Below are 26,179 nucleotides of genomic sequence, written 5' to 3'. Positions count from 1 at the left end.
GGAATTTCCCACACGATTTATTATAGAGCCACTTTTTTAAAATTTGAAATATCGTATGTGTTTATGTCGAAATTTGGTGCAAATTTTATCAATAAAAACAGCTCATTTGAGCTGTTTTTATTATGCTTTCACAAAGATACCACGGTCAACAAGTGCATTCATTTGAAAATAGAATTTTTCTTGAATCATTTTGTTGTCAGCTGATTTGAAGATGTTCATGTTTTTCAGTCCTGATTTATCAGTGACAGAAAGTTTAAAACCTGATAAATCAGATTTGACAATGATTTTAAGTATTGGACCGTCACCTGAATTGGGGACGTTTTCTAAAATGCGAGTGAGTTCATAGTTACCAAGTTTATTTTTAATAAATGTTGTATCCATGAGGGTGTATTTTTTGATGCTAGGTGAGAGTTTATAAGTATATTGACTATCATCCAAATGTTTTTCAGTGACAAATGCCATGATTGGTTTTTTGATTGGTTTTACTGCTAGACCAATCAAATCTCCTTTCTATTGTGTACGATTATTTTTGTGCTAAGATTGATTTCAAGATTCGGACAAATTCCGAAATATCTTCAGAGGTTGTTAAATCTGATAAAGAAACCCTAACAGATTCTTTAAGTTTAGCAGATGTTTTGCCATAGACTGCTTCAAGAACATGCGAGGGTTCAATGACACCAGCGGTACAGGCGGAACCTGTCGAGATAGCAATGCCTTGCAAATCCAACTTCATCAGTAAAAGGTCTTGATTGAATCCAGGAAAGCCAAGATTAAGGACGTGTGGCATGGTTTCACCAAAGGCATTCACATAGTAATCAAGTCCATCTAGTTCAGAGAGGAGTTGTGTCTTGAGTGCTGAGACTTTGTCATAATTGGTATCAAGATGTTGAGCTGAAATCTCAAGTGCTGTTGCCATGCCGACAATATTATGAATGCTTTCAGTGCCTGCACGTCGGCCATTTTCTTGCTCACCCCCATGAATGAGAGTATCGAATTTTAAATCACCATGGTAGAGGAATCCGACACCTTTTGGTCCATGGAATTTATGGGCCGAAGCAGAGAGAAAGTCAATGCCAAGTGTGATGGGATGGATAGGTAGTTTTCCCATAACTTGGACGGCATCAACGTGATAGACAGTTTGATGTGTTTTTAGGCACTTAGCAATTTCAGCGATTGGCAGGATTTGTCCAGTCTCGTTGTTGGCATACATGGTTGAGACCATAATGGTATCGTCTCTTAGCGCATTTGTGATTAAATCTGCGGTATAGCTGCCGTCGGGATTGGGTTTAACGAGAGTGATATCAAAGCCGTGACGGTCTTGCAAGTATTGGACGGTGTGAAGTACAGCGTGATGTTCTATTGCTGTCACGACAATATGGTTGCCTTTGTCTCGATTGGCTAGAGCATAACCGACAAGAGCCTGGTTATTGGCTTCGGAGCCACCAGAAGTGAAGATGATGTTTCTAGCAGGGATGTCTAGGACAGCTGCAATTGTTTTGCGGGAATCTCGGATCACTTTACCGGCAGAACGCCCGTAGTTATGAATGCTTGATGGATTACCAAATGTTGTGTTGAGGGTGTTTAACATTGCTTGTGAAACTTCAGGTAGAACAGGTGTGGTTGCAGCATTATCAAGATAAATCATGTTATTACCTATTGCATCAAAGCTCAGGTATTCAACCGTGATTTGGTCAAGTACCTGAGCTTTGATTATCATTTCTATGTCAGTTAATCAGTTGTTTTATTGTATTGAAAGAGCGGGCTGACAGGTTTGTTTTCGTGGATACGGATGATGGCGTGTGCGAGTAGAGGTGCCGCACTAAGGTATTTAATTGCATCAGGCTTAGGTGTTTCAGTTTTGACGGAGTCTGTAACAAGTACTTCTGAAATTGGTGCAGCGTTTAAGCGGTTAGCGGCACCTGGCGTGAATAAGCCGTGCGATGCAACGGCATAGACATCCATAGCACCAGCATCTTTTGCAATGACTGCAGCACTAGAGAAGGTTTTACCTGTGTTCAAAATATCATCAATCAAAATGACGTTTTTGTTTTTGACATCACCAATAATATAGCCATTTTCACGTTTTTGGTCATCATCTATATAGTCAACGATTGCAAGTGGACTTTCCAGATGGTCAGCCAGTGAACGCGCACGCTTAATACCTGAGTTTTTAGGTGCAACAACGACAACGTCATCACCAACCAAACCTTGCGACTGATAATATTCAGCAAATAAGGGAACAGTGTAGAGATTGTCAGCTGCAATATCAAAGAAACCTTGGACTTGAACAGCATGTAAATCAAGGGTTAAAATGCGGTCAGCGCCCGCGGTTGTGAGCATATTGGCAACGAGTTTAGCTGTAATGGGTTCGCGTGGTGATGCTGTTCTATCTTGGCGTGCATAACCATAATAAGGCATCACGATATTGACCGTATTGGCACTGGCGCGCTTACAAGCATCAATCATGATGAGCAATTCCCACAAATGTGTATTAACAGGATAAGATGTTGATTGCACGATGAAGATGTCGTATCCACGAACACTTTCTTCAATATTGATTTGAATTTCACCGTCAGAAAATTGTTTAGATTCAATTTTGCTGAGGGGAATACCCGCGCATTCAGAAATTTTTTGCGCCAATTCTAAGTTTGAGTTAAGTGAGAAGAGTTTGATATGCTTGTCTTTGTAAGTCATTTTCGTCCATTTCTACAAATAAATTTACTGTCTCTATTTTACCAAAAAAAAGAAGAAAAGAGTAGTCTTATCTTATTGTGAGATAATGTTGTCAAAATCAATGGATAAAATACCTAAGTTCATCTAAAGAAATGGCAACTAAACCTTAATATTGCGTGAATTTTCAGATGAAAAAAGGATTATAATATCAGGAATGAGGGGGGATTATGAGCAATTAGGATATGACTTGACTTTAAAAATAGGAAGTGCTAAAATAACATGTGTAAACGATTTCAGAAAAAAGATAAGTTTTTTCTGAAAGTTTATCTATGCTAAAATTATATTTAGGGCGAGTTTCACCGTCATTCGTACAGTGAACTAAAAAAGGAGGCCTATCTCATGAAAAAAACAAAGTTAATATCACTTTTGGCAGTTTCTGCGTTATCAGTGACATTCTTGACTGCTTGTGGCGGTTCAAGTGACAAAAAAACTGATGATAAAACAACTGATTCAGCTAAGACTGCTGAAGCTTTCACTGGCGCAACACAAGGAACAGATAGCTTTGATACTTTGTCAAAAGGTTTTGCATCTAATGGTGCTTGGTTGAATGCAGTGACAAAAGATGTAGAGGCATCTGACAAAGTTTTGACTGTTGAAGGTTTATTTGCAGGAGACGGTCAAGTTAACCGTGAACTTGCCCTTTACAAATCAGGTGCTGACCATAAACCAGAAGCAACTTACACTTTAACTGTTAAAAAATTAGTTGTAAAATCACCAGATTTTGCCATTGCACAAGGTACAGTTAAAGGTGATGTTTATGTGAACGCATCAGGTCTTAAATTTAAGGGTACTGGCAAAATTGATGGTAATTTGATTTTCGCCTCTGAAGACCTAAAAACTGCTTATGAAGCACTTGATGCTGCAGATAAAGGGACTGTAACAGGTGAGGTTAAGGTTGAGGCGTCTGATGTCACAACAGTGAAACCAGGTGCGATTTCTGTTGCGGCTAAAGGTGGTGCTATCAGCTACGATAAAGTTTCTGACGTTAAAACAGGCGCAACAAAAGGCACTGAAAAATTTGACGACTTAGCGGATACACTTGGCAAAAATGGTGCATGGCTTGGTGCAGCAACTGCTGATATCGATGCTGCTGATAAAACGTTAACAATTGACGGTACTTTCCTTGGTTCTAAGGGAAAAATTGCCCGCAAGGTTGGTCTCTATGCACAAAATGACAAACATCAAGTCACAAAAACATTTACTTTAACTGTTAAGAAAGTTATCGTTAATTCACCATTTACAGTCATTTCTAACGGTGGAATCAAAGGTGATGTCTATGTGACTAAATCTGCGATTGGTTTTGCTGCACAAAATGGTAAAGATGTAGATGGTAAACAAGTAACAGCAAAGATTGATGGTAATCTTTACTTTGCAACACAAGAACAACTTGATACTTATAATAAGTTAGATGCAACTGCTAAATATGACGTAACTGGTCAAACAGCGGTTAAAGCAGCTGAATAATATTGGATAATCACAGTTTCCAATTTAAAACGCCAAGATGGCGTTTTTTTGTTCCTGCTAATTTAGTGACTAGATATCAAAAATAAAGCAATTTTATGGTAAAATAGGACTAATAATATCAAAATGATACTTGTCAGATGTTGAAAAGAAAAGACTAATAAATTGAACAAACATGATATGTGACAGATAGAAACAGACAAGATATCCAGAAATGAGAAAAAATGACTGACTACCAATTTAGCCCAGAACTTGATGAGCGCCTCCGTAGTTTTATTGCGGATTCAGGAAACTTTGTGACAGATATTGGCTTTGTTCACGCCCTACATGCTTATGCTGTTGTTGGCATTGCAGAACCATTCGTCCTGCCGATTGAAGATAAAAATGTCATCCCTGTTTTTACATCAGCGGATGCTTTAACAGACTTTAAAAAACGTGTGACAGAACCTCTAACTTTTGTCAATCAACCTTTCATGACAGTTGTTGATCACTTATTGTCACAAGAATTTGACGCGATTGCTTTTAATTTACAACCTACCGGACAAGATGCTAGTAATGCAATTATGTTAGGACGTAGTGACTTGGTTGCTTTTCTTAACTATTATACGGATGTCTTAAATAAACTCTTAGGCTCTGCTAGTGAGGGAAAATCACAAATCGAGCGCTACTATTTGATGCCAGCTTTTGTAAGAACGACAGCGGATGGTGAGACTGCTCGAATTTTTGCGACACTCTCTAAGCCAAATGGTGATAGTTTTGTACCAGTATTTAGCAATATTCTAAGTTTTGCCAAATGGTATAACCATGCTGATTTTGGCATTCCTTTTCAAGAGCATGATGGTTTAGTGTTAATTTGGCAGCTAAGGGACATACAACATCCAAGCACGGGCGTCAATGATTTAGAAGATGTTTTAGGTGTGGCGGTTGACCCTTTTGATGCAGTTGACTATGAAAAATCCGTCATGCTCTGGGATGTGTTAAATATTTCAAATGAGACTGATGATTAGCAGAGGTTGATGGCTGTCTTGACTTTTTGACAAGAGAACAGGAGGTTTAGAACACAATGGGTTTTTGGCAAGAGGCGTTTAAGGCTGTGAAAGAAAATGATCCTGCCGCACGCTATAATTTTGAGATACTTTTGACATCTCCAGGACTTAAAGCGCTTGCGGCACACAAAGTTTCGCATTTTTTGTGGCGGCATCATTTTAAATTACTGGGGCGTATGCATTCACAATTTTGGCGTTTTTTAACACAGATCGAAATACATCCAGGTGCTGTGATAGAAAATGGTGTATTCATCGATCATGGTTCTGGCCTTGTCATTGGGGAAACAGCTATTGTCGAAACTGGTGCTAAATTATATCACGGTGTGACATTGGGAGGGACAGGAAAAGATACAGGCAAACGTCATCCAAGCGTCAGACGTGGTGCCTTGATTTCAGCTCATGCCCAATTACTAGGACCGATTGAGATTGGTGAGAATGCTAGAGTCGGTGCCAGTGCTGTTGTGACAAAAGATGTGCCCACAGCTGTGACGGTTGTAGGTGTACCTGCTAAGATTGTTCGTGTTCACGGACCTGCGACACCCGAGCGTGATCGTGCTAAGCTTGAACGTGAGCGCCATGTGAGTTTTTATGATCATATGGGTGGCATCTAGTAAATCATCTGCTGTTGAAGTCGTCAGATGATAGATACCCTGCTTTTGCAGAGGGTATTGAACGCAAGGAGAATGAAATGATTAAACTTTATAACACCTTAACCAGGGAAAAGGAGGATTTTGTCCCACTTGTTTCAGGTGAGGTTAAAATGTATGTTTGTGGCCCGACCGTTTATAACTACATTCATATCGGAAATGCGCGGTCGGTTGTAGCTTTTGATACGATTCGTAAATATTTAGAGTATCGCGGATATGTGGTAACTTTTGTGTCCAATTTTACAGATGTGGATGATAAAATCATTCAGGCAGCTAAGACTGCTAACGTGTCAATTGAAACTTTGGTTGAGACATATATTAAGGCTTTCTTTGCAGATACACAAGCACTTGGGGTGAAATCAGCAACAAGAAATCCACGCGTACTTGAATTCATGCCAGAAATCATTACTTTTATTGAAGTCTTGGTTGCAAAAAACTTTGCCTATGTTTCGGACGGCGATGTTTTTTTCCGTGTTAAAAAAGTTGCAGATTATGGGCGTTTGGCTAATAAAAATTTGGATGAATTAGAAGCTGGTGCTTCTGGTCGGACGGATACAGTTGAGCTTAATAAAGAAGACCCACTTGATTTTGCTCTCTGGAAGTCAAGTAAGGCAGATGAGCCCTCATGGGAAAGTCCATGGGGTGCTGGTCGACCAGGGTGGCATATTGAATGTTCTGTTATGGCGACGAGTATATTAGGGGACACGATTGATATTCATGGTGGTGGTGCGGATTTAGAATTCCCGCATCACACCAATGAAATCGCCCAGTCTGAGGCAAAAACGGGTCACACCTTTGCTAAATATTGGCTCCATAATGGTTTTGTAACAGCAGCAGACGGTGAAAAAATGTCTAAATCTCTGGGAAATTTTAAAACTGTTCATGATATGTTGCAAGCTGTTGATGGACAAATTTTACGTTTTTTCTTAGTCTCACAACATTATCGTAAACCACTTGCTTTCAGTGATGATACGATTAAAGACGCTGAAAATAATCTCAAAAAAATCAAAAATGCCTATGATAAATTAACATTTGAAATTGCGAAAAACCCGGTGGTGGCACAAATTCCAGACCAGGAAATTGATGGTTTACGTCAGGATTTCATCAAAGAAATGGACAATGACTTCAATATCTCAAATGGATTAACTGTTTTTTATGACTTGATTAAATATATCAATCAAGGTAATTTTTCTATGGAAGCACAGACTTTATTTGAAGAGATTCTGTCTATTATCGGCATTCAATTTGAATCAGAAGAGATGTTAGATGCTGAGATTGAACAATTGATTGCTGAGCGACAAATTGCGAGAGAAAATCGTGATTTTGCCCTGTCAGATAAAATCCGTGATGATTTAAAAGCGCAAGGGATTGCTTTATTAGATACACCAGATGGTGTGAGGTGGACACGTGACTGAATTTCGAGCTGATTTATTAAATGGTATTGCCTTAGCTTATGCTGGTGATGCTGTCTATGAAATATTTGTACGGGACTATTTGCTATCACAGGGGATAACGAAACCCGGTGAATTACAAAAAACTGCGGTGAAGTTCGTCAGTGCCAAAGCGCAAGCCTTTTTGATTTCTGAAATGGAAAAAGATGATATTTTGACAGAGGAAGAGCTAGTCTATTTCAAGAGAGGGCGCAATGCACATAGTAAAACGACAGCCAAAAACACGGATGTTGTCACATACCGAATTTCAACTGGTTTCGAGGCTGTTTTTGGTTTCAACCATTTGACTCATAAGCATGATAGGGTTGCTTTTTTAGCAGATTATTGCCTTGAGAAAATCTCTGAGCAAATTTGATGAAAAATCTTAATGTTTTCTGTAAAATAGAGGACATATAAGAGGTTGGGATATGTACAGAGTAGTTGAAATGCGTGGTGATAACGAGCCATGGTGGTTTTTTGAGAATTGGCGAGATGACATTATCGCCAAATATGAGTTTGATAATTTTTATGATGCTCTAAAAGCTTATAAGCAGGAGTGGCAACGCTTAGCACATGATTATCCAGAGTTTAAAAGTCAGGAAGATTTTTTGTCGGCTTTTTGGGTAAAGTCTGAGAAACGGTGGTGCGCAGAATGTGCAGAGGATTTACAACAGTATCATGGTTTGGCGCTTTTAGAAGAGTGGCATCCAGTAGAGACTTTTGAAAATCGCCTGCCATATGCTAAGACTTCAGGGGGGGCGCCGCATAAAATTTGTCAATTTAAAGGGTTAGGTAGCTAATTCTTTTTTTTTTATTCTTTTGTGACTCATGATATGTGTCGAGAGTTAGGAAAATTTTTCGAGCTAAAATGTTTACAAATGTAAATTAATATGGTAAAATTACATTTGTAAACGTGAGGCGAGGGTATTAAAGTGTTTGAGATTTCAAATGAATCGCGAACCCACATAGAAGACGTCTCCTAAAAAATTAAATTTATTTTAACGGATGATACTGAGAGCGGTGCGACGTAGTCGCACATGCACTTTCTGTGGCGAGTAACCGCAGCCGCAAACTTCCGTAGAAAACTAGGGATTTGAAAGTTCCTGCGCTTACGTAGGTTCTGTAAATCATCTATTTTTCTGGGAAGTTAGCTTGAAGTTCAAATTAGGAGAAAAATTATGTCATTCTTAGAATCATTAGCAAATCGTCGTTCTATCTACGCTTTAGGTAAAGCTGTTGATGTTGAAAAAGCAACAGCAACAATCAAAGAAGCGGTTAAATTGTCACCATCAGCTTTTAACAGTCAAACATCACGTGTTTTGATTTTAGCTGGTGCCGAGCATCATAAACTTTGGCAAGAAATTGTTGCCACTGACCTTAAAGCTGAAATGGATCGGCAAGGTGTGCCAGAATCCGCTTGGGAAGGCACTAAAGCGAAATTGGATAGCTTTGCGGCTGCAGGTTTGACAGCTCTCTTCTTTGAAGATACTGATGTGGTGAAAAGCTTGCAAGAACAATTCCCACTTTATGCCGATAATTTCCCAGTTTGGTCTGAACAATCAACAGGGATTGCGTCGGTTAATGCTTGGGTTGCTTTGAGCGAGCTTGGCCTTGGTGCTAACTTGCAACATTACAATCCAGTGATTAATGCAACTGTTGCTAAAACTTATAGTATTCCAGCATCATGGAACCTTCGTGGTCAACTTGTTGTTGGCTCTCCTGAATCAGAAGCTGGCCCTAAAGCATTTATGGCTGATGAAGATCGTTTTAAAGTATTTGGAGCTTAAGATAAATCTAGATTAATACTTAATCCAAAATAAAAGAGACTAGGACAAAAGTTCTCAGTCATCAAAAATAAAAAAGTAGACCTGCTGGTTTACTTTTTTATTTTTGGTATTATTTGCTGAATGAATCCGAATTTCTTACATCATAATCATAATGTTGTTTTACAATTTTTAGAAAAATGACATAGAAGAGGCTATGGATGGTTTCCATCTACAGTAGAAATTATTCATAGCCTATTGGGAGGGGGTGTCTCAACCTCTTTTTTATTAGGTAAATCTTTAATCCAAAGGAGGATAAAAGAAAGTTTTTACATTCTGAAAAATTGTTTCATTTCCGACAAAATAAATCGTATCATTTTTTTCTAAAATCGCATAGGGGCCAGGTGATAAGACCAATTCATCGTTGTGTAGAATAGCAACGATAGTGGCCCCTGTTGTTTGCCAAAAATTGAGCTGCGAAATCGATTGACCAATACAGTCACACGTTTCAGAAAGTAGGAGTTCATGTGGTGCCAACGGATTTTTCTTCTGAATGCGTGCTGTCTGTTCAAATAAAGTGGCGAGTGATTCTGATAGATTCTCAATCGCCGTTTTCTGAACAGTCATGATATTATCGATTTGAGCATGTAAGGTTTGAATTGTAGAAGTTTCTTCTGCCTGGTTTAAGAAATTTTTAGCCTTTTCTTGAGATAAAATTTTGACACCAGAGCCATGAACAGCTTGGACAATATCAAGGTCGCTTAAAATGCTGATGGCTTTACGTGCTGTCTCGGATGAGACACCAAATTGTGCAGAAAGTGTTGATCTAGCGTGTAACTTAGATCCAATTGGATAGTCACCATCAGCGATTTTTTCAGCAATAGCATAAGCAATTTGACGGTAACGAGGTTCTCGAATTGTTTTCATATCTCGGGTCTTTCTATTTGAGGAAGTACTTAAAAATCCATTAAAAGTAAAAATGGTTGACAAAGTGACAATTTGTGTGTAACATTAAAGATGTCACTTTGAGACAACTTGTTTTTTATAAAGGGTTGTCACTTATAGCATAATTTTATCACAAAAACAAAATAAAAAGGGGGAATTTATGCCAAAAGTTGAAATAAAACAATTGACTAAAATATTCGGAAAGCGCCGTAAGGCAGCATTGGAGTTAGTCAAACAAAATGTCGGTAAAGACGAAATTCTTAAAAAGACAGGTAGTACTGTCGGTGTCTATGACATTAATTTATCTATTAATGAAGGTGAAATCTTCGTCATTATGGGGCTATCAGGGTCAGGTAAATCAACCTTGATTCGACTATTGAATCGCTTGTCTGAGCCAATAGCGGGACAGCTCATCATTGATGGTCAAGATATCACGAAACTGAATAAAAAAGAGTTGCTAGATATTAGGCGTCGTAAGATGTCTATGGTTTTCCAAAACTTTGCCTTGTTGCCACATCGGACAATCTTGGAGAACACAGAGTTTGGTCTTGAAATTCAAGGCGTTCCAAAAGAAGAACGTCAAAAACGTGCAGAAAAAGCCCTTGATAATGCTAAGTTATTAGCCTTTAAAGATCAGTATCCAGCTCAATTATCAGGTGGGATGCAGCAACGTGTCGGCTTGGCACGTGCCTTAACCAATAATCCAGATATTTTGCTCATGGATGAGGCTTTCTCAGCACTAGATCCACTTGTTCGTCGAGAAATGCAAGATGAACTCTTAGATTTACAAGCCAACGTTCAGAAAACGATTGTGTTCATTACACATGACTTAGATGAAGCTTTACGAATCGGTGACCGCATCGCCATTATGAAAGATGGTAAGCTCATGCAAGTGGGTACAGGTGAAGAAATCCTAACCAACCCTGAAAACGACTACGTCAGAACCTTTACAGAAGGTGTTGACCGCTCTAAAGTCCTTGTCGCAGAGAATATCATGATTCCGGCCTTGACGACCAATGTCGCAGTGGATGGCCCAACTGTTGCACTTCGTAGAATGCAAGAGGAGGAAGTCTCTGGTCTTATTGCAGTGGGTAGACATCGAACTTTCAGAGGTTATCTATCAGCAGATGCAGCAGTTCGTGCACGTAAAGAACGATTACCTTTATTGGATGTCATTGTAGACATGCCAGCTATTACGCCGGACACTTTAATCTCAGACATTCTACCAATTATCTACGATGCGACGACACCAGTAGCTGTTGTTGAAGAGGGGCGTTTGCGCGGTGTCATTATTAGAGGGCTCGTGCTTGAGGCTTTAGCGGATACGGAATCTGAAGATGAGGCTGTTGTCGAAACAGAATCTAGCGAAATTGAATCTAACGAAACAGGGACTATGGTAACTGAAGTGATTGAAAAGGAGGAAGCGTAAGATGCATAATTTACTCGTAAGTCAACTACCTGTGGAAAAATGGGTGACGAATGGCGTAGACTGGTTGACGCAACATCTGTCAGGATTCTTCAATGTCATCCAAAATGGCGGTAACACACTTATGTCAGCCATGACTGACGGATTAATTGCTATTCCGATGTTTTTAATGATTGCAGGTATCTTTTTAATTGCTGTCGTCACATCACCTAAAAAATGGGGTTTTCCGATTTTTGCTTTAGCAGGTTTGCTGCTAATCGCTAATCAAGAACTCTGGTCAGATTTGATGAGTACCATGACTTTGGTTATTATGTCAGCCCTGATTTCTTTGATTATTGGTGTACCACTTGGGATTGGTATGGCAAAATCTGATCGCACACAAGCCATTGTACAACCAATTCTGGACTTTATGCAAACCATGCCTGGTTTTGTTTACTTGATTCCTGCCGTTGCCTTCTTTGGTATTGGTGTTGTACCGGGTGTCTTTGCTTCTATTATTTTTGCTTTGCCACCAGTAGTTCGTATGACTAATCTTGGGATTCGTCAAGTACCAGTTGATCTGGTCGAGGCTGCAGATTCATTCGGGGCAACCTCTTGGCAAAAATTATTAAAACTTGAATTACCAAATGCTAAAAATACTATTTTAGCAGGTGCCAACCAAACAATTATGTTGGCTCTATCAATGGTTGTTACCGCAAGTATGATTGGTGCACCAGGACTTGGTCGTGGTGTCTTATCTGCAGTTCAACATGCTGATATAGGTGCTGGTTTTGTCAATGGTCTTGCTTTGGTTATTCTAGCCATTATTATGGACCGTTTTGCGCAAAAATTGAACACGAAACCCGGTCAAAAATTGCCACAAAATCGCAAACGTCGTTGGCTTGTTATTGCAACATTATTAGTGATGGTCGGTGGTGGTGTCGTGAATTCATTTGCGTCAACTAGTCAAAGTCATGAAAAAATTAGCCTTGGTTATGTTGAGTGGGATTCGGAAGTTGCCAGTACAAATGTACTAGCGCAAGCACTCAAAGAACATGGCTATGATGTTAGCCTAACGCCACTTGATAATGCTGTCCTTTGGCAATCTGTCGCTAATGGTCAAGTTGATGCCACTTTATCAGCCTGGTTACCTAATACACATGGACCTCTTCTTAAGAAATATAAAGACGACTTAACAGTCGTTGGGACGAACTTAAATGGTGTAAAAACAGGACTTGTAGTACCAGACTATATGTCAGCTAAATCTATTTCAGATTTGACAACTCAAGCTAAACAAGTTATTACTGGGATAGAACCAGGTGCAGGTATTATGGCTTCTACTGAAAATACAATCAAGGCATATCCAAACCTTTCAGGTTGGAGTTTACAAGCTTCATCCAGTGGCGCCATGGTTTCAGCACTTGAAAAAGCTTATAAAAATAAAGAAGATATTGTCATCACTGGTTGGTCACCACACTGGATGTTTAGTAAATATAAACTACATTATCTGGAAGATTCAAAAGTTTCAATGGGAGGTAATGAAGCCATAAAAACACTCGCTCGGAAGCATTTAAAATCTGAACATCCTGAAATTTATAAAGTTTTGAAAAATTTTAAATGGAAAACAGATGATATGGAAAGTGTCATGCTTGATATTCAATCAGGTATGGACCCAGATGAAGCGGCTGATAAATGGATTAAAGCTAATGCTAAAACCGTTGATAGCTGGTTTGAGTAAAGCGATTATTATAAAAATCAAAAAGTCTGACGACAGGTCAGGCTTTTTTAGTGTCGGCTAAAAATATTGCTGTTCATGAAAATTAGGTAGTGCTAAAATTTAGAAGGGGAATTTTATCTATTAGTTTAAAATACAGAAAAAAAATTGTATCAATCTATTGTGCTTTACCAGTTTATATGTGAATATTCTGCTAAATTAAGCCTTGAAATCCTTGACAAATATTTTAGGTAGTGCTAAACTATCAACTATAAACATTTAGAAAGTACAATATGGAAGAATTTTCAAAAACTGAACAAGATTATCTAAAAGCTATTTACCAGCTTGAAGAAAAAACGGATAAGATGGTTGGTATTACAGATGTTGCCAATTATCTAAAAGTCTCTGCACCTAGTGCAACTGAGATGATTAAGCGTTTGGCTAAAAAAGATTTAGTCGAGCATAAAAAATATTACGGGGTACTCTTAAAACCCGAAGGTTATCAAGAAGCTAGGTTTATCATCAAATCACATCGTGTTTGGGAGACTTTTTTAGTTGAACAGGCTGGTTATCAGATTGATGAAGTCCACGAAGAAGCGGAGAATTTAGAGCATTCCTCTTCTAAAAGATTAGTAGAACGTTTGTATACGCTCATGCATTTCCCTAAAACTGATCCACATGGCTCAGAAATTCCTGCAGAACGTTTTTGGGAGGGTGAAATTATCACGCATGATTTAAATCATGCAGAAGTTGGGCAACGATATGAAGTTGCATCGCTCTCACAAGAAGTAAAGGACTTTTTAGTTTGTTTGAATCTAGTTCAACCTAAATTTATGACATTATCAAGTGTTTTGAGTGATGGGTCAGTCATTGTGAGGACAGATGATGATGCTAGATTTGTCATTCCAAATTTTCAAAAAAATGGTTGGCAGTTAAAATACTATAGTCATTAAAATGTCTATCTTAAAGCACACTAACATTAACAGGAATTAAACTGAGTTCAGGCAAAACAGCTGTCGGGATATCTTAAATAGGAGTTGTCATGAAAGAAAATAAAAAATTCGTCGAGTACGTCAATGGTCCAAGTTTGGCGGAGGTTAATAATACTGTACCAATCCCTAAAAATACTAGTTTTTGGAAAAATATTGTCGCCTTTTCAGGACCGGGGGCTCTGGTCGCAGTAGGTTATATGGACCCGGGTAACTGGATTACATCAATTGGTGGTGGCGCTCAGTACGGTTATCTGCTTTTATCTGTCGTTTTCGTATCAAGTTTAATTGCCATGCTCTTACAATATATGGCATCTAAACTCGGCATCGTCACGGGGCTGGATTTAGCACAAGCCACTCGAAAACACACTAGCAGAAGAGTAGGGTTCATCCTTTGGATGATTACAGAGCTCGCCATTATGGCAACAGACATTGCAGAAGTTATCGGTGGCGCCATTGCCCTGAACTTATTATTTGGTCTGCCTATCATTTGGGGTGTCATCTTGACAGTCTTTGACGTCCTACTTTTACTCTTTTTGATGAAACTCGGCTTTCGCAAGATAGAAGCTATCGTCATTACCCTTATTCTCGTGATTATGGTCGTCTTTGTTTATGAAGTCGCCATTTCTAATCCCGTCCTTGCGGACATGCTCAAAGGCTTTGTCCCCCAAAAGGAAATCTTTAATCGTGGTCAGTTGACGATGGCTCTAGGGATTGTGGGGGCAACCGTTATGCCGCATAATCTGTATTTGCATTCATCCATTGCCCAAACTCGAAGCTATGACCGTAAAGATGAAGATGATGTGGCACGTGCCGTTCGTTTTTCAACTTGGGACTCTAACATTCAATTAACTGTTGCTTTTATTATTAATACCTTATTACTCGTCTTGGGTGCTGCCATGTTTTTCGGTCGTGGTGAAGGTTTAGGCACTTTTACCTCACTCTATAATGCCTTGCAAGATAACAAATTAGCGGGCGCTGTAGCGAGTCCTGTATTGTCCACCTTATTTGCAGTTGCTTTATTATCATCGGGACAAAATTCAACGATAACAGGGACGCTTTCTGGCCAAATTGTCATGGAAGGTTTCATTAATTTAAAAGTGCCAACATGGGCACGTCGCTTAATCACTCGTGGTTTATCAGTTATTCCAGTTTTGATTGCAGCGATTTACTATCACGGTCGTGAAGGTGGTCTTGATATCTTGATGATTCGCTCACAAGTTTTCTTGTCCATTGCCTTACCTGTTTCAATGATTCCACTGGTTTATTTTACCTCTAGTGAACAAATCATGGGCAAACGGTTTAAAAATAAAAGAATCATTGCTGGTTTGGGCTGGCTGGCGACGATTGTCTTGACGATTTTAAATATCAAGTTGATCATAGGTATGTTTTAGAAAGGAAAAAACAGTTGCGTTTTTGCTTGATTTAAGACATTATCACTTTGGCATGATAGCATAGTTTTTATGACGATTTGTTTTTGACAAAGCATCAATAAAGTTTTATAATGAGACAGTAAAGACGAGTTAGTATCGAATGATTTGAGATGTTCTTACTCAAGATATGAGTGGGGGCATTGACTAGCGAGCAGTGGATGGTGAGAGCATTGTGAAATCAAGATATTAATACTACTTTATCATTCAGGGCGCCTCTAAAAACTTTGATTTGCCTCTTTTGACTAAATTTTCCTATCGCGTCGTTATTGCTTCGCGCCTTGCAGCCACAAGCCTTGTCGCAATGCCTAGCGCTAAAAAATTTAGCTTAAAAGTCATCAAAGCACTTTATGCGGCGAATAACCGTAGCCGTAAAAGCAGTTTTTAGAGGTACCCTGAACCTGATTTTGAAAAAAATTCACGCATTGCCACGTTACGGCTTGAGAGTTTTTCATCTTTTTGAGGTGGAAATAAAGTCAGGTGGTACCACGTGTTAACGTCCTGTGTTCATAATTGAACGCAGGACGTTTTTATATTTTTGATCAACTGAGCTTCGGCTCCTTGGTGTTAGGAAAATAGAAAAAAGTATGAAGACACTGTCGTGTCTTGACGTCTTTTTCCTACTTCACTTCTGCGATTAGTCGTCGCGGTAAAAAATCCTACACACCAGAGTAGTCGCCTCAACATCTTAATTAAGGAGATTAGTAAATGATACAAATCACATTCCCAGACGGCGCTGTCAAGTCTTTTGATAGTGGCGTCACAACTTTTGAAATTGCTGAATCTATCAGTAAATCACTAGCTAAAAAAGCACTTGCGGGTAAATTTAATGGCAAATTGATTGACACAAACCGTGCGATCACTGAAGATGGGACAATTGAAATTGTGACACCTGACCACGAAGATGCCTTACCTTTACTTCGTCACTCAGCAGCTCACTTGTTTGCGCAAGCAGCACGTCGTCTTTTTCCTGACATCAAGTTAGGCGTTGGTCCCTCAATCCAAGATGGTTTCTACTACGATACAGACAACGCTGAAGGTCAAATCTCTAATGAAGACCTCCCACGTATCGAGGCTGAAATGATGAAAATCGTCAAAGAAAATCTGCCGTCTATTCGTCGTGAAGTAACAAAGGCTGAGGCACAAGAAATTTTTGCAGCTGATCCTTATAAACTTGAGTTGATTGAAGAACATAACGAAGATGAAGGTGGCTTAACCATTTACAGTCAAGGCGAGTACACCGATCTTTGCCGGGGACCACACGTTCCAACAACAGGTCGGATTCAAATTTTCCACCTCTTGAACGTTGCGGGAGCTTATTGGCGTGGTAACAGCGACAACGCTATGATGCAGCGTGTCTATGGGACAGCTTGGTTCGATAAAAAAGACCTTAAAGCCTACTTGAAAATGCGTGAAGAAGCTAAGGAGCGTGACCATCGCAAACTTGGTAAGGAATTGGATCTCTTTATGGTCAATCCTGAAGTCGGCTCTGGGCTGCCATTCTGGTTGCCAAATGGTGCGACCATTCGTCGGACGATTGAACGTTATATCGTCGATAAAGAAATCGCGCGTGGCTATCAACACGTCTATACACCAATTATGGCGAGTGTTGATTTCTATAAAACATCTGGTCACTGGGATCATTATCATGAAGATATGTTCCCACCAATGGACATGGGTGAAGGTGAACAATTAGTCTTGCGTCCGATGAACTGTCCACACCATATCGAAGTCTATAAAAATGACGTGCATTCTTATCGTGAATTGCCGATTCGGATTGCCGAGCTTGGCATGATGCACCGCTATGAGAAATCTGGCGCGCTTTCTGGTTTGCAACGTGTGCGTGAGATGACCCTTAATGATGGCCACGTTTTCGTTCGCCCTGACCAAATCAAAGATGAATTCAAACGGACATTGCAACTCATGACTGATGTTTATGAAGATTTCAATGTCACAGACTATCGTTTCCGTCTATCTTACCGTGACCCTGCAGATACACATAAATATTTCGATAATGATGAGATGTGGGAAAATGCCCAAACCATGCTGAAAGCTGCCATGGACGAGCTTGAGTTGGATTACTTTGAGGCAGAAGGCGAAGCAGCTTTCTACGGACCGAAACTCGACGTGCAAGTTAAGACAGCACTTGGTAACGAAGAAACCCTGTCAACAATTCAATTGGATTTCCTATTGCCAGAACGCTTTGAACTTGAATATGTTGGTGCTGATGGTGAAGGTCACCGTCCAGTCATGGTTCACCGTGGTATCGTCTCAACCATGGAGCGTTTCGTCGCCTACCTAACTGAAGTTTATAAAGGTGCTTTCCCAACATGGCTTGCCCCAACACAAGTAACCGTGATTCCTGTATCTAACGATGCACACGTTGACTACGCTTGGAAAGTTGCGGATAGCCTTAAAGATGTCGGTATCCGTGTCCATGTGGACGAGCGCAATGAAAAAATGCAATACAAGATTCGCCAGTCTCAAACTAATAAAATTCCATACCAAATTATCGTGGGTGATAAAGAACAAGCCGACAAATCTGTCAATGTTCGTCGCTATGGTAGCAAAGAAACAGCTGAATTTAGCTTGACTGACTTTGTCGCAGCCATCACAGCTGATGTTGCCAACTACTCAAAAGTAGTCGCATCAAACGATTAAACATAAAAGCAGAAACTGACAACGAAATGTCAGTTCCTGCTTTTTTATATGATGCTATAAGGCTTGAAAATCTAAAATATCCAAGTCTAATATTTTACCTTTATCAATAATTGTTGCTTGAGTTAAAACGTTATTTTCTCGATTGCTGATTAAGTCATTTAAAAACGGTGAGATGGCTTGGGAAATACTTTTTGAAGCCGTTTGATATAATATACTTGGCGTATGGTCGACAACATAGTGTGTGACTCGATTAATCTCATAAGTGGGTGAAGACATGGTCGTGATATGTGAACTTTCAATCCCACCACCGGCATCAGCGGAAATATCAATGATTAGACTACCAGGTTGCATCAAAGCTAAATCCTCTGTTGTAATTAGATGGTCTTCACGATTCACATTCCAGAGCGATGCGTTCACAACGACATCGAAGTTCCCGAGGGTCTGTCTGAGTAAGCTTTCCTGATTACGCCGAATGACGGTAACATCGGCGCCAAGACCTTGTAGGACACGTGTCGCTCCAAAAGCGACACTTCCTCTGCCAATTAGGGCAACTTTTGTATCGTAAGGCATCTGACCGGTCAAAAGAAAAGCGTGAAGGACGGCAGCTTCACCAGCTAGTTCATTATTACGCCAAAAGGTATGTTGATGATTGTCATACATCTCTTCCCAAGCGATGACGCGTACACCAGTGGCGAGAAGTACCTTGGTGATGGGCAGGCTTTGCTTAGCATGAATCCAGCCAAAGACAGTCTGATGTGGTTGAAGCTGACTTAAAATATCGGATTCGCCAATCTTAGGTTCACAAATGATGCTCTGTTCAAGAACGATTTGACGTGGGACGACTTGTGCGCCTAAGTCTGAATAACTCGTATCACAAATACCTAAACCGTGTCCATAACCTGTTTCCAAGTAAATCATTTCTGGATGGGTAGTGTGTGTCAAATCTTGTGGGAGTAGTGCAATGCGATGTTCATTCGGCTTGTGGCTTTTTAAAAAGCCGATGGTTTGTTTTGTGACCATGAGTCTCCATTCGAGGGACACCTACTGATGGTTTCTAGTAAGGGTGCTATGCTCAGTATAACATGTAAAAAATTTAATTGTCGGTTTGTTGATAAGTAGTGTTTAGAATGATGAAAGAAAAGTTAGGAAATAAAAAAAACAGCAGTCATTGTCTACTGTTTAGTGGCTTAATCTAAGAAAAATGGATTATGCAGTTTTTCTGCACCAATCCTAGTTTGTGGGCCATGTCCGGGAAAGACACGGTAATTATCAGGTAGTGTAAAGAGTTGCGTACGAATAGAGTGCTTCAGTATTTCTATATTGCCTGTGTTCAAGTCAGTTCTACCAATGGTACCTGAGAAAAGAGCATCTCCCGTAAAGACAATGGCTTCCTGTTCAAAAACGAAAGAAACGCCACCTTGAGAGTGACCCGGTGTGGCAAGGACAGTGAAATCAAAGCCACCAATGTGATAATCTGTGTTTTCTGAAAATGTATGTTCTGCAACATTGACCACGACATTGGGTAAATCATGTTCATGACGTGGTAAACCTGAGAGGTTAAGTGTTGGTGTATAGAGCCATTCTGCCTCAAGTGGACTGACATAGACAGGCGCGCCAGTTGCCTCGCGAACTGCCTCAACACTCATGATATGATCGTAGTGGGTGTGAGTCAAAAGAATGGCTGCGACGGGTTTGCCGAGGTCTCCGATAAGGCTGAGAATCGTGTCCGTGTCGTTACCTGGATCGATGACGAGTGTTGCCTCATCGTTGGATAGAAAGTAAGTATTTTCATAGGCGATAGGATTGGTGATCATTTTAATGTTCATAAAAACTCCTTTGAGATGTATCACGTTAGAATAAAGCGGTAGCAAGTGATTTTTCTTGTTGTTGCTTGTTTCCTTCATTATATCAAAAAACAATATATGTTATAATGGATTTAACTTATTTATAGATAGAAAACGAAAATTATGACCAAATACGCAGTAGTGGATTTAGAGGCAACAAGTGCTAGCCACACGAGTAAAATTATCCAAATTGGTATTGTCGTGGTCGAAAACGGCAAAATCATACAAACCTATCAAACTGACGTCAATCCACATGAAACGTTGGATTACCATATCTCCATGTTAACAGGCATCTCAACGGCACAAGTTCAGGCCGCGCCTGATTTTTCTGATGTCCTTTCAGACGTTGCAGCTATCTTGAAAAACTGTGTTTTTGTCGCGCATAATGTGAAATTCGACTATCATCTCCTAGCTCATACCTTTGCGCAACATGGTGTCAACCTTGATATGCCTAGAGTCGACACGGTCGAACTGGCAAGGGTTTTCTTCCCAACTCTGGAGAAGTATGGACTAGAGACACTTTCGCGTGTTCTGAACTTGCAGCATGATAAACCACATGAAGCACTTTCGGATGCCTATGCGACAGCCAAACTTTTGATTAAACTGCAAGAAAAAATGCGTCATCTGCCCAAAAATGTTTTGACAGAAATCGAACAGCACGCTGATAATCTCATCTATGAAACAAAACTTGTCATCACCGAACAGTTGCCCGAAGCCAAGCGCAAACATGCCGATATGATTAAGGTCAATCATATCTCAACCTTGAAACCGTATTTTGCGGAAAATAAAAATTTAGTCAAAAAGAATTTTAGACAAAATTTGAAGATGCTCAACTTAACAGAACGCCTGCAACAAAAAGCTTTTGCGGAAGTGGTGAAAGCACGGCTTGCAGATGATACTGCAGCTTTCATCGAAGCGCCTACAGGTATCGGCAAGACCTATGCTTATTTATTGACACTATTAGGTCAAGGCAAAAAGCTGATTTTATCAGTGCCAACGAAAATCTTACAAGATCAGCTCATGCAAAATTTAGCACCTGTTTTCAAGGCGAAATTTGGGGTTGACTTTGCTAAAATGCTCGGGACAGCCAACTATATTTCCCTAGAAAAATTCAGCAAATTACTGTATAGAGCAGATGAAGGTAAAAATTTTGAAATATTCAAGATGAAAGTGCTGGTATGGCTGACAGAGACAAAAACAGGTGAACTTGATGAACTGAGTCTCACGATGACTAGCCATGCCTATCTGGATAGCATTCGTCATACGGGCGTTGTGAGTCCAGGACAACTTTATTTTGAGCAAGATTTTTGGCAGTTAACGCAGAAAAAAGCTGAGAATGCTCAGGTCATTGTTATGAACCATGCTTATTTAGCGGAACGAATAGCAGACCAAACAGAGATGTTTGAAGATAAAGTTTTAGTAGTGGATGAAGCGCAACAACTCTTTTCTGTTTTAGAAAATGCGCAACAAAAATCAGTCAAACTTTTAGATGAGCTTGTCAAAGTCAATCGTCATACTTCGCAGTTACACAAACGATTGTTAGAAAGCCTTACGCATCAGTTATCACGGCGACAACTAAATATTGATAAAATCCGTTTGGATGCGCAAGAACTAGGTCTGACAGCTATTACAGATGTCCTTGCCAATCCGGAAGATTTTGTCTGGATTCAAAATCATGTGCTCAAGTCTAGCCCAACAGATTTTCTAAATTTTGCGGCCATGATTCCTCAACAAACCAAGACTTATTTGATTGGCGCAACCTTGTCTATGTCGGATAAAAAGGCTGTTTTTCCAGAGCTTTTAGGTTTTACTGATTACACCTTTGACATCATGCCTCAGGAAAAAAACGACAACCAGCAAGTTTTTGTAGCAACAGATAGTGCCGATATTACAAGTCTCTCACCAGAGGCCTATGCTGATTTTATTGCTGAATGCGTGCAAACAGTCGCAAAACTTGGCAAACCAATGGTTGTCTTATTTACGAGCAATGATAGCCTTGCGCTAACAGCGCAGGCTTTAGAAGCAGCGGGAATTGACTTTCTCCAAGCTGATGCATCAGGAGATGCCAGCCGAATTAAGAAAAAATTTGATGAGCGTGCGCGAGCTATTCTCTTGGGAAGTAAAAAATTCTGGGAAGGTGTCGATTTTGAACGACAAGATGAGCTCATTTTGCTTGTGACGAGACTGCCATTTACAGTCCCTGATGATATTTTAATTCGAAAATATGCCAAGCGGTTCAAGAATCCTTTCTATGATTTTTCTGTTCCTTTGGCAACCTTGCAACTCAAACAAGCAATTGGACGTGTTAACCGTCGAAAAGATCAAAAATCAGTTGTCGTTATCCTCGACAAACGTTTGGCAGGTAAAACCTATGCCAAAAAAATGGTTAAGAATTTACGACAAGCCAGTCGTGTGGACTTTGCCAAGATAGAGGATATTTTACAAGAAACAAAAGATTTTTTGTAGTATAAGAAAGGCAGTTATGAGAAAAAAACGAATGACAAAAATCAGCCAAATTTGGATTGGTGTACTATTAATTATCTTGTCACTTTTGATTGGGACAATCTTCTTTTATATGCAAGCCATGAGTCCTTACAGTCGTGCTAAGTCAGATGCTATTAGTCTTGTTAAAGCAAAAACACCTGTCAAAGAAGTTACAAATTTTGAAGTTACGACCACAACGACAACGACTTATAGCCTTATCGGGCAAGATAGTAAAGGAGAAGCGCTGGGTATTTTACTGCCTGCTAAGGGTGGTGAGATTAAAGTAGTCAAACTAGCAGATAATAAAAGTGATTTAACTGAAAAAACAGCAGCATTGACTCTTTATGATGGTCAAGTCGTTTGGCAGACTAAAGATATGGTCTTGTATGCTTTTGATACCGGTGAAAAAATAAAAGGTTAAAGTCATACAAGGTATAAAACGTCAAAGTAATATTAGAAATAGTTATGTGTTAAAAGCTGCCCTTTTAATTTAGAATAAATTGAGAATATCGCAAGGAAAGGCTGATTTTTTAAGGTATTTTTGGTATAATTCTAGTTAATCGCAAATTTCTGTAGTTCAAGTTGGGAGAAGATACCTTATGAAATTATCAAGCCTAGTCAATAATCTAGAAGAATCGGTGACGCTAGCAGCGTCTGCGCGTGCTAAGGAGTTACAAACGCAAGGCAGAGATATTCTGATGCTAACCATTGGTGAACCTGATTTTACAACACCTGATAATATCGCAGCAGCAGCAAAAGCAGCGATTGATTCAGGAAAAGCAAGTTTTTATACCCAAGCAGGCGGTTTACCTGACCTTAAAGATGCTGTTGGTACTTATTTTGAGAAATACTATGGTTATGGTGTTGCGCGTCAAGAAGTTGTTGTGACAACTGGTGCGAAATTTGCTCTCTATGCTTTCTTTGCGAGTGTCTTAGATGCTGGTGATGAAGTTATCATCCCAACACCTTACTGGGTTAGTTATGCGGATCAGATTAAAATGGTCGGTGGTGTGCCAGTCTTTGCCGTTGGAAAACAGGAGGCAGACTTTAAAGTAACGGTTGACCAACTTGATAATCTCAAAACACCCCAAACGCGCGTTTTAATTCTCAATTCACCCTCAAATCCAACAGGTATGATTTATACCTCAGACGAATTGCGCGCCATTGGTAACTGGGCAGTAGATCATGATGTTTTGATCTTGGCTGATGATATCTATGGCCGATTGGTGTATAATGGTAATGCTTTTACACCAATCTCCAGTGTTTCAGATGCTATTAAAAATCAGACTTTGATTATTAATGGTGTTTCAAAGACTTATGCGATGACAGGCTGGCGGATTGGTTTTGCTGTGGGCAATCCTGAGATTATCAGTGCCATGAGTAAAATCGTCAGTCAAACAACCTCTAATCCATCGGCAGTCGCTCAGTACGCAGCGATTGAAGCTCTAACTGGCGATCAAACCGCCATTGAAACCATGCGGGCAGAATTTGAACAACGTTTAAATACAATTTTTCCGTTAGTCAATGAAATCCCTGGCTTTGAAGCTATCAAACCACAAGGGGCATTTTACCTCTTTCCAAAGGTAGCAAAAGCTATGGCAATCAAAGGCTTTACGGATGTTACGGCTTTTTGTGACGATATCTTAGAAGAAACTGGTGTTGCCGTTGTGACAGGTGCTGGATTTGGGGCTGACGATAATCTTCGCATGAGTTATGCAACGGATATGGCAACTTTAGTAGATGCTGTCAATCGCCTTAAAGTATATATGACAACTTAAATTAGAAATGAAAAGAGGCACATGGGATGTTTCAATCAGAATTAGCTATCATGCTTTATGTTGAAAATATTGACGATGCTTTAAAATTTTGGCAAGCTATCGGTTTTGTCGGTCAAAAAATAGATGACAATGCAGCGACAATTAAACCTGCCACAGATAGTCAAGTCACGCTGAATTTGTATGCTAAGGCGTTCATCCGTGAAGTATCACCAGAAGTTGTTGACAATATACCCTCACTCATGTTTCAAGCCAACGACTTTGATGTCTTGCATACTAAAGTGACAGAGGTAAGTGATGCAATCGGTCAAATTGTAGTAGTACCAGGCTTGGGGCGTGTCTTTAATTTTGCAGACCCGGATGGTCACTATTATGCAGTTTGTGAAGTAAAATAGTTTTAGTCAAAGACTTTGAACGGCCTTCAATTCGTGAATGACCTTGCTTGGATGGCACCCCTGTGGCGGTCAAGTTTTCATGAAATGAAAGCGGAAAGTAGGAAATAGAAAAATGGGAAACTTTGTATCAATCATTGATGTCAAAAATTATGTCAATCAAGAAATCACAATTGGCGCTTGGGTCGCTAATAAATCAGGTAAAGGTAAGATTGCTTTCTTACAATTGCGTGATGGGACAGCTTATTTTCAAGCAGTTGCTTTCAAACCAAATTTTATCGAAAAATTTGGTGAAGAAGAGGGTCTTGCTAAATTTGATAGCATCAAACACTTAGCACAAGAAACGTCTGTGAAAATCACAGGAACTGTTAAGGCTGATGATCGTAGCAAATTTGGCTACGAACTTGATGTGACAGATATTGAAGTCATTGGTGAGTCAGTAGATTACCCAATCACACCGAAAGACCACGGCACAGATTTCCTTATGGATAATCGTCATTTGTGGTTGCGTAGCCGTAAGCAACACGCGATTATGCTTGTCAGAAATGAAATTATTCGGGCGACTTATGAATTTTTCAATGCGCGTGGTTTTATCAAAATTGATAGCCCAATTTTAACAGGGTCAGCGCCAGAAGGCACGACAGAGTTATTTGAAACAGACTACTTTGGTCAGCCGGCTTTCTTGTCACAAACAGGTCAGCTCTACGCTGAGGCAGGTGCCATGGCATTTGGTAAAGTCTTTACCTTTGGGCCAACTTTCCGTGCTGAAAAATCGAAAACACGTCGTCATTTGACAGAGTTCTGGATGATTGAGCCAGAGATGGCTTTCACGACACATGAGGAATCTCTTGAGGTCCAAGAAGCTTATGTGAAACACATCATCAAGGCTGTTATTGACAATCAAAGCTATGCATTAAATGAGCTTGACCGTGATGTAACAGTACTTGAAAAATATATTGAAACACCATTTAAAAAGATTACTTATGATGATGCGGTTGCTTTGTTACAGGAGCATCAAGCTGATAATGACTATGAAAAAATTGAATGGGGGGATGACTTCGGCTCACCGCATGAAACATGGATTTCAAACTATTTTGGTGTGCCAACATTCATCCTCAACTATCCAAAAGCAATCAAGGCCTTCTATATGAAACCACATCCAACACGTGATGACGTGGTTATCTGTGCTGATTTGTTAGCACCAGAGGGTTATGGTGAAATCATTGGTGGTAGTGAGCGTGCGACAGACTATGAGTATCTCAAAGCCAAATTAGTTGAGTTTGGTCTATCAGAAGAAGAATACGCTTGGTATCTTGATCTTCGCAAATATGGTAGTGTGCCACACTCAGGATTCGGACTCGGCTTAGAACGTGCAGTGACTTGGATTACAGGTAATGAGCATATCCGTGAAGCGATTCCGTTTCCACGTCTCCTCCACCGTTTGAAACCTTAGGGGGAAA

At 39.8% G+C, this 26,179-nt stretch carries 24 protein-coding genes; 18 read left to right on the top strand and 6 right to left on the bottom strand.

Annotated features, from left to right (window positions below; translation table 11 throughout):
- Positions 1-120 precede the first annotated feature (120 nt).
- From RR45_RS05245 to RR45_RS05235, 3 genes are all read right to left on the bottom strand, one after another.
- Complete coding sequence (locus tag RR45_RS05245; RefSeq protein ID WP_031366689.1) at positions 121-462, bottom strand: DUF1831 domain-containing protein; 342 nt, start codon at positions 460-462, stop codon at positions 121-123.
- Positions 463-523: 61 nt separating this feature from the next.
- Positions 524-1,645: a cysteine desulfurase family protein gene (locus RR45_RS05240; RefSeq protein WP_031366690.1), complete on the bottom strand. Its 1,122-nt coding sequence runs from the start codon at positions 1,643-1,645 to the stop codon at positions 524-526.
- 83 nt (positions 1,646-1,728) lie between these two features.
- Positions 1,729-2,694, bottom strand: coding sequence for a ribose-phosphate diphosphokinase (locus RR45_RS05235; RefSeq protein ID WP_031366691.1), 966 nt, complete (start codon positions 2,692-2,694; stop codon positions 1,729-1,731).
- Between the two features lie 378 nt (positions 2,695-3,072).
- On the opposite strand from RR45_RS05235, the gene RR45_RS05230 reads away from it, so the two are divergent.
- The 7 genes from RR45_RS05230 to RR45_RS05200 all read left to right on the top strand — a co-directional run bounded on the left by RR45_RS05230 (position 3,073) and on the right by RR45_RS05200 (position 9,104).
- On the top strand, positions 3,073-4,197 hold the full coding sequence (locus RR45_RS05230; protein WP_031366692.1) for a hypothetical protein: 1,125 nt from the start codon (positions 3,073-3,075) through the stop codon (positions 4,195-4,197).
- Between the two features lie 221 nt (positions 4,198-4,418).
- Positions 4,419-5,201, top strand: a complete 783-nt coding sequence (locus RR45_RS05225; protein WP_031366693.1) for an SseB family protein — start codon at positions 4,419-4,421, stop codon at positions 5,199-5,201.
- 56 nt (positions 5,202-5,257) lie between these two features.
- Complete coding sequence (epsC, locus tag RR45_RS05220) at positions 5,258-5,851, top strand: serine O-acetyltransferase EpsC (RefSeq protein WP_031366694.1); 594 nt, start codon at positions 5,258-5,260, stop codon at positions 5,849-5,851.
- A 77-nt stretch (positions 5,852-5,928) separates the two neighbouring features.
- Positions 5,929-7,302 (top strand): cysteine--tRNA ligase, encoded by a 1,374-nt coding sequence (gene cysS / locus RR45_RS05215; protein WP_031366695.1) that lies wholly within the window; start codon positions 5,929-5,931, stop codon positions 7,300-7,302.
- The gene (locus RR45_RS05210) at positions 7,295-7,693 is read left to right on the top strand and encodes a Mini-ribonuclease 3 (protein WP_031366696.1); all 399 of its coding nucleotides are present in this window, start codon (positions 7,295-7,297) and stop codon (positions 7,691-7,693) included. The genes cysS and RR45_RS05210 overlap by 8 nt, the downstream gene beginning before the upstream one ends.
- A 52-nt stretch (positions 7,694-7,745) precedes the next feature.
- Positions 7,746-8,117, top strand: coding sequence for a DUF1033 family protein (locus tag RR45_RS05205; protein WP_031366697.1), 372 nt, complete (start codon positions 7,746-7,748; stop codon positions 8,115-8,117).
- Between the two features lie 378 nt (positions 8,118-8,495).
- A complete protein-coding gene (locus RR45_RS05200) occupies positions 8,496-9,104 on the top strand; it encodes a nitroreductase family protein (RefSeq protein WP_031366698.1) in 609 nt (202 codons plus the stop codon).
- A gap of 276 nt (positions 9,105-9,380) precedes the next feature.
- On the opposite strand, the gene RR45_RS05195 is transcribed toward RR45_RS05200, so the two are convergent.
- On the bottom strand, positions 9,381-10,007 hold the full coding sequence (locus RR45_RS05195; RefSeq protein WP_031366699.1) for a GntR family transcriptional regulator: 627 nt from the start codon (positions 10,005-10,007) through the stop codon (positions 9,381-9,383).
- A gap of 178 nt (positions 10,008-10,185) precedes the next feature.
- Here RR45_RS05195 and RR45_RS05190 point away from each other — a divergent pair, with 178 nt between their 5' ends.
- The 6 genes from RR45_RS05190 to thrS all read left to right on the top strand — a co-directional run bounded on the left by RR45_RS05190 (position 10,186) and on the right by thrS (position 18,224).
- Complete coding sequence (locus RR45_RS05190) at positions 10,186-11,454, top strand: quaternary amine ABC transporter ATP-binding protein (protein WP_072353602.1); 1,269 nt, start codon at positions 10,186-10,188, stop codon at positions 11,452-11,454.
- A gap of 1 nt (position 11,455) precedes the next feature.
- The gene (locus RR45_RS05185) at positions 11,456-13,168 is read left to right on the top strand and encodes an ABC transporter permease/substrate binding protein (RefSeq protein ID WP_031366701.1); all 1,713 of its coding nucleotides are present in this window, start codon (positions 11,456-11,458) and stop codon (positions 13,166-13,168) included.
- A gap of 269 nt (positions 13,169-13,437) precedes the next feature.
- Complete coding sequence (locus RR45_RS05180; protein ID WP_031366702.1) at positions 13,438-14,097, top strand: metal-dependent transcriptional regulator; 660 nt, start codon at positions 13,438-13,440, stop codon at positions 14,095-14,097.
- 89 nt (positions 14,098-14,186) lie between these two features.
- Positions 14,187-15,527 (top strand): Nramp family divalent metal transporter, encoded by a 1,341-nt coding sequence (locus tag RR45_RS05175; RefSeq protein WP_031366703.1) that lies wholly within the window; start codon positions 14,187-14,189, stop codon positions 15,525-15,527.
- 277 nt (positions 15,528-15,804) lie between these two features.
- Positions 15,805-15,951, top strand: a complete 147-nt coding sequence (locus RR45_RS11195; protein ID WP_179295325.1) for a hypothetical protein — start codon at positions 15,805-15,807, stop codon at positions 15,949-15,951.
- 320 nt (positions 15,952-16,271) lie between these two features.
- The gene (gene thrS / locus RR45_RS05170) at positions 16,272-18,224 is read left to right on the top strand and encodes a threonine--tRNA ligase (protein WP_031366704.1); all 1,953 of its coding nucleotides are present in this window, start codon (positions 16,272-16,274) and stop codon (positions 18,222-18,224) included.
- Positions 18,225-18,278: 54 nt separating this feature from the next.
- Here the strand turns inward: thrS and RR45_RS05165 are convergent, their stop codons facing one another.
- Together RR45_RS05165 and RR45_RS05160 are read right to left on the bottom strand one after the other, a co-directional pair.
- Positions 18,279-19,244 carry a N(5)-(carboxyethyl)ornithine synthase gene (locus RR45_RS05165; RefSeq protein WP_031366705.1) on the bottom strand — a complete coding sequence of 322 codons (966 nt, stop codon included), beginning with the start codon at positions 19,242-19,244 and terminating at the stop codon, positions 18,279-18,281.
- Positions 19,245-19,411: 167 nt separating this feature from the next.
- Positions 19,412-20,050, bottom strand: coding sequence for an MBL fold metallo-hydrolase (locus tag RR45_RS05160; RefSeq protein WP_031366706.1), 639 nt, complete (start codon positions 20,048-20,050; stop codon positions 19,412-19,414).
- Positions 20,051-20,191: 141 nt separating this feature from the next.
- Between RR45_RS05160 and RR45_RS05155 the strand changes: the two genes are divergently transcribed.
- From RR45_RS05155 to asnS, 5 genes are all read left to right on the top strand, one after another.
- A complete protein-coding gene (locus tag RR45_RS05155; RefSeq protein WP_031366707.1) occupies positions 20,192-22,534 on the top strand; it encodes a helicase C-terminal domain-containing protein in 2,343 nt (780 codons plus the stop codon).
- Positions 22,535-22,565: 31 nt separating this feature from the next.
- Complete coding sequence (locus RR45_RS05150) at positions 22,566-22,973, top strand: cell wall elongation regulator TseB-like domain-containing protein (RefSeq protein WP_143188742.1); 408 nt, start codon at positions 22,566-22,568, stop codon at positions 22,971-22,973.
- A 178-nt stretch (positions 22,974-23,151) separates the two neighbouring features.
- Positions 23,152-24,330 carry a pyridoxal phosphate-dependent aminotransferase gene (locus tag RR45_RS05145; protein ID WP_031366709.1) on the top strand — a complete coding sequence of 393 codons (1,179 nt, stop codon included), beginning with the start codon at positions 23,152-23,154 and terminating at the stop codon, positions 24,328-24,330.
- A 26-nt stretch (positions 24,331-24,356) separates the two neighbouring features.
- On the top strand, positions 24,357-24,722 hold the full coding sequence (locus tag RR45_RS05140) for a VOC family protein (protein WP_031366710.1): 366 nt from the start codon (positions 24,357-24,359) through the stop codon (positions 24,720-24,722).
- Between the two features lie 112 nt (positions 24,723-24,834).
- Positions 24,835-26,172: an asparagine--tRNA ligase gene (gene asnS, locus RR45_RS05135; RefSeq protein WP_031366711.1), complete on the top strand. Its 1,338-nt coding sequence runs from the start codon at positions 24,835-24,837 to the stop codon at positions 26,170-26,172.
- The last annotated feature ends 7 nt before the right edge of the window (positions 26,173-26,179 follow it).

The sequence above is a fragment of the Pseudolactococcus chungangensis CAU 28 = DSM 22330 genome, assembly GCF_002441885.1.
GTDB lineage: Bacteria > Bacillota > Bacilli > Lactobacillales > Streptococcaceae > Pseudolactococcus > Pseudolactococcus chungangensis.
Note: the sequence above shows the minus strand (reverse complement) of the source record. Positions and strands in the feature narration are given on the sequence as shown.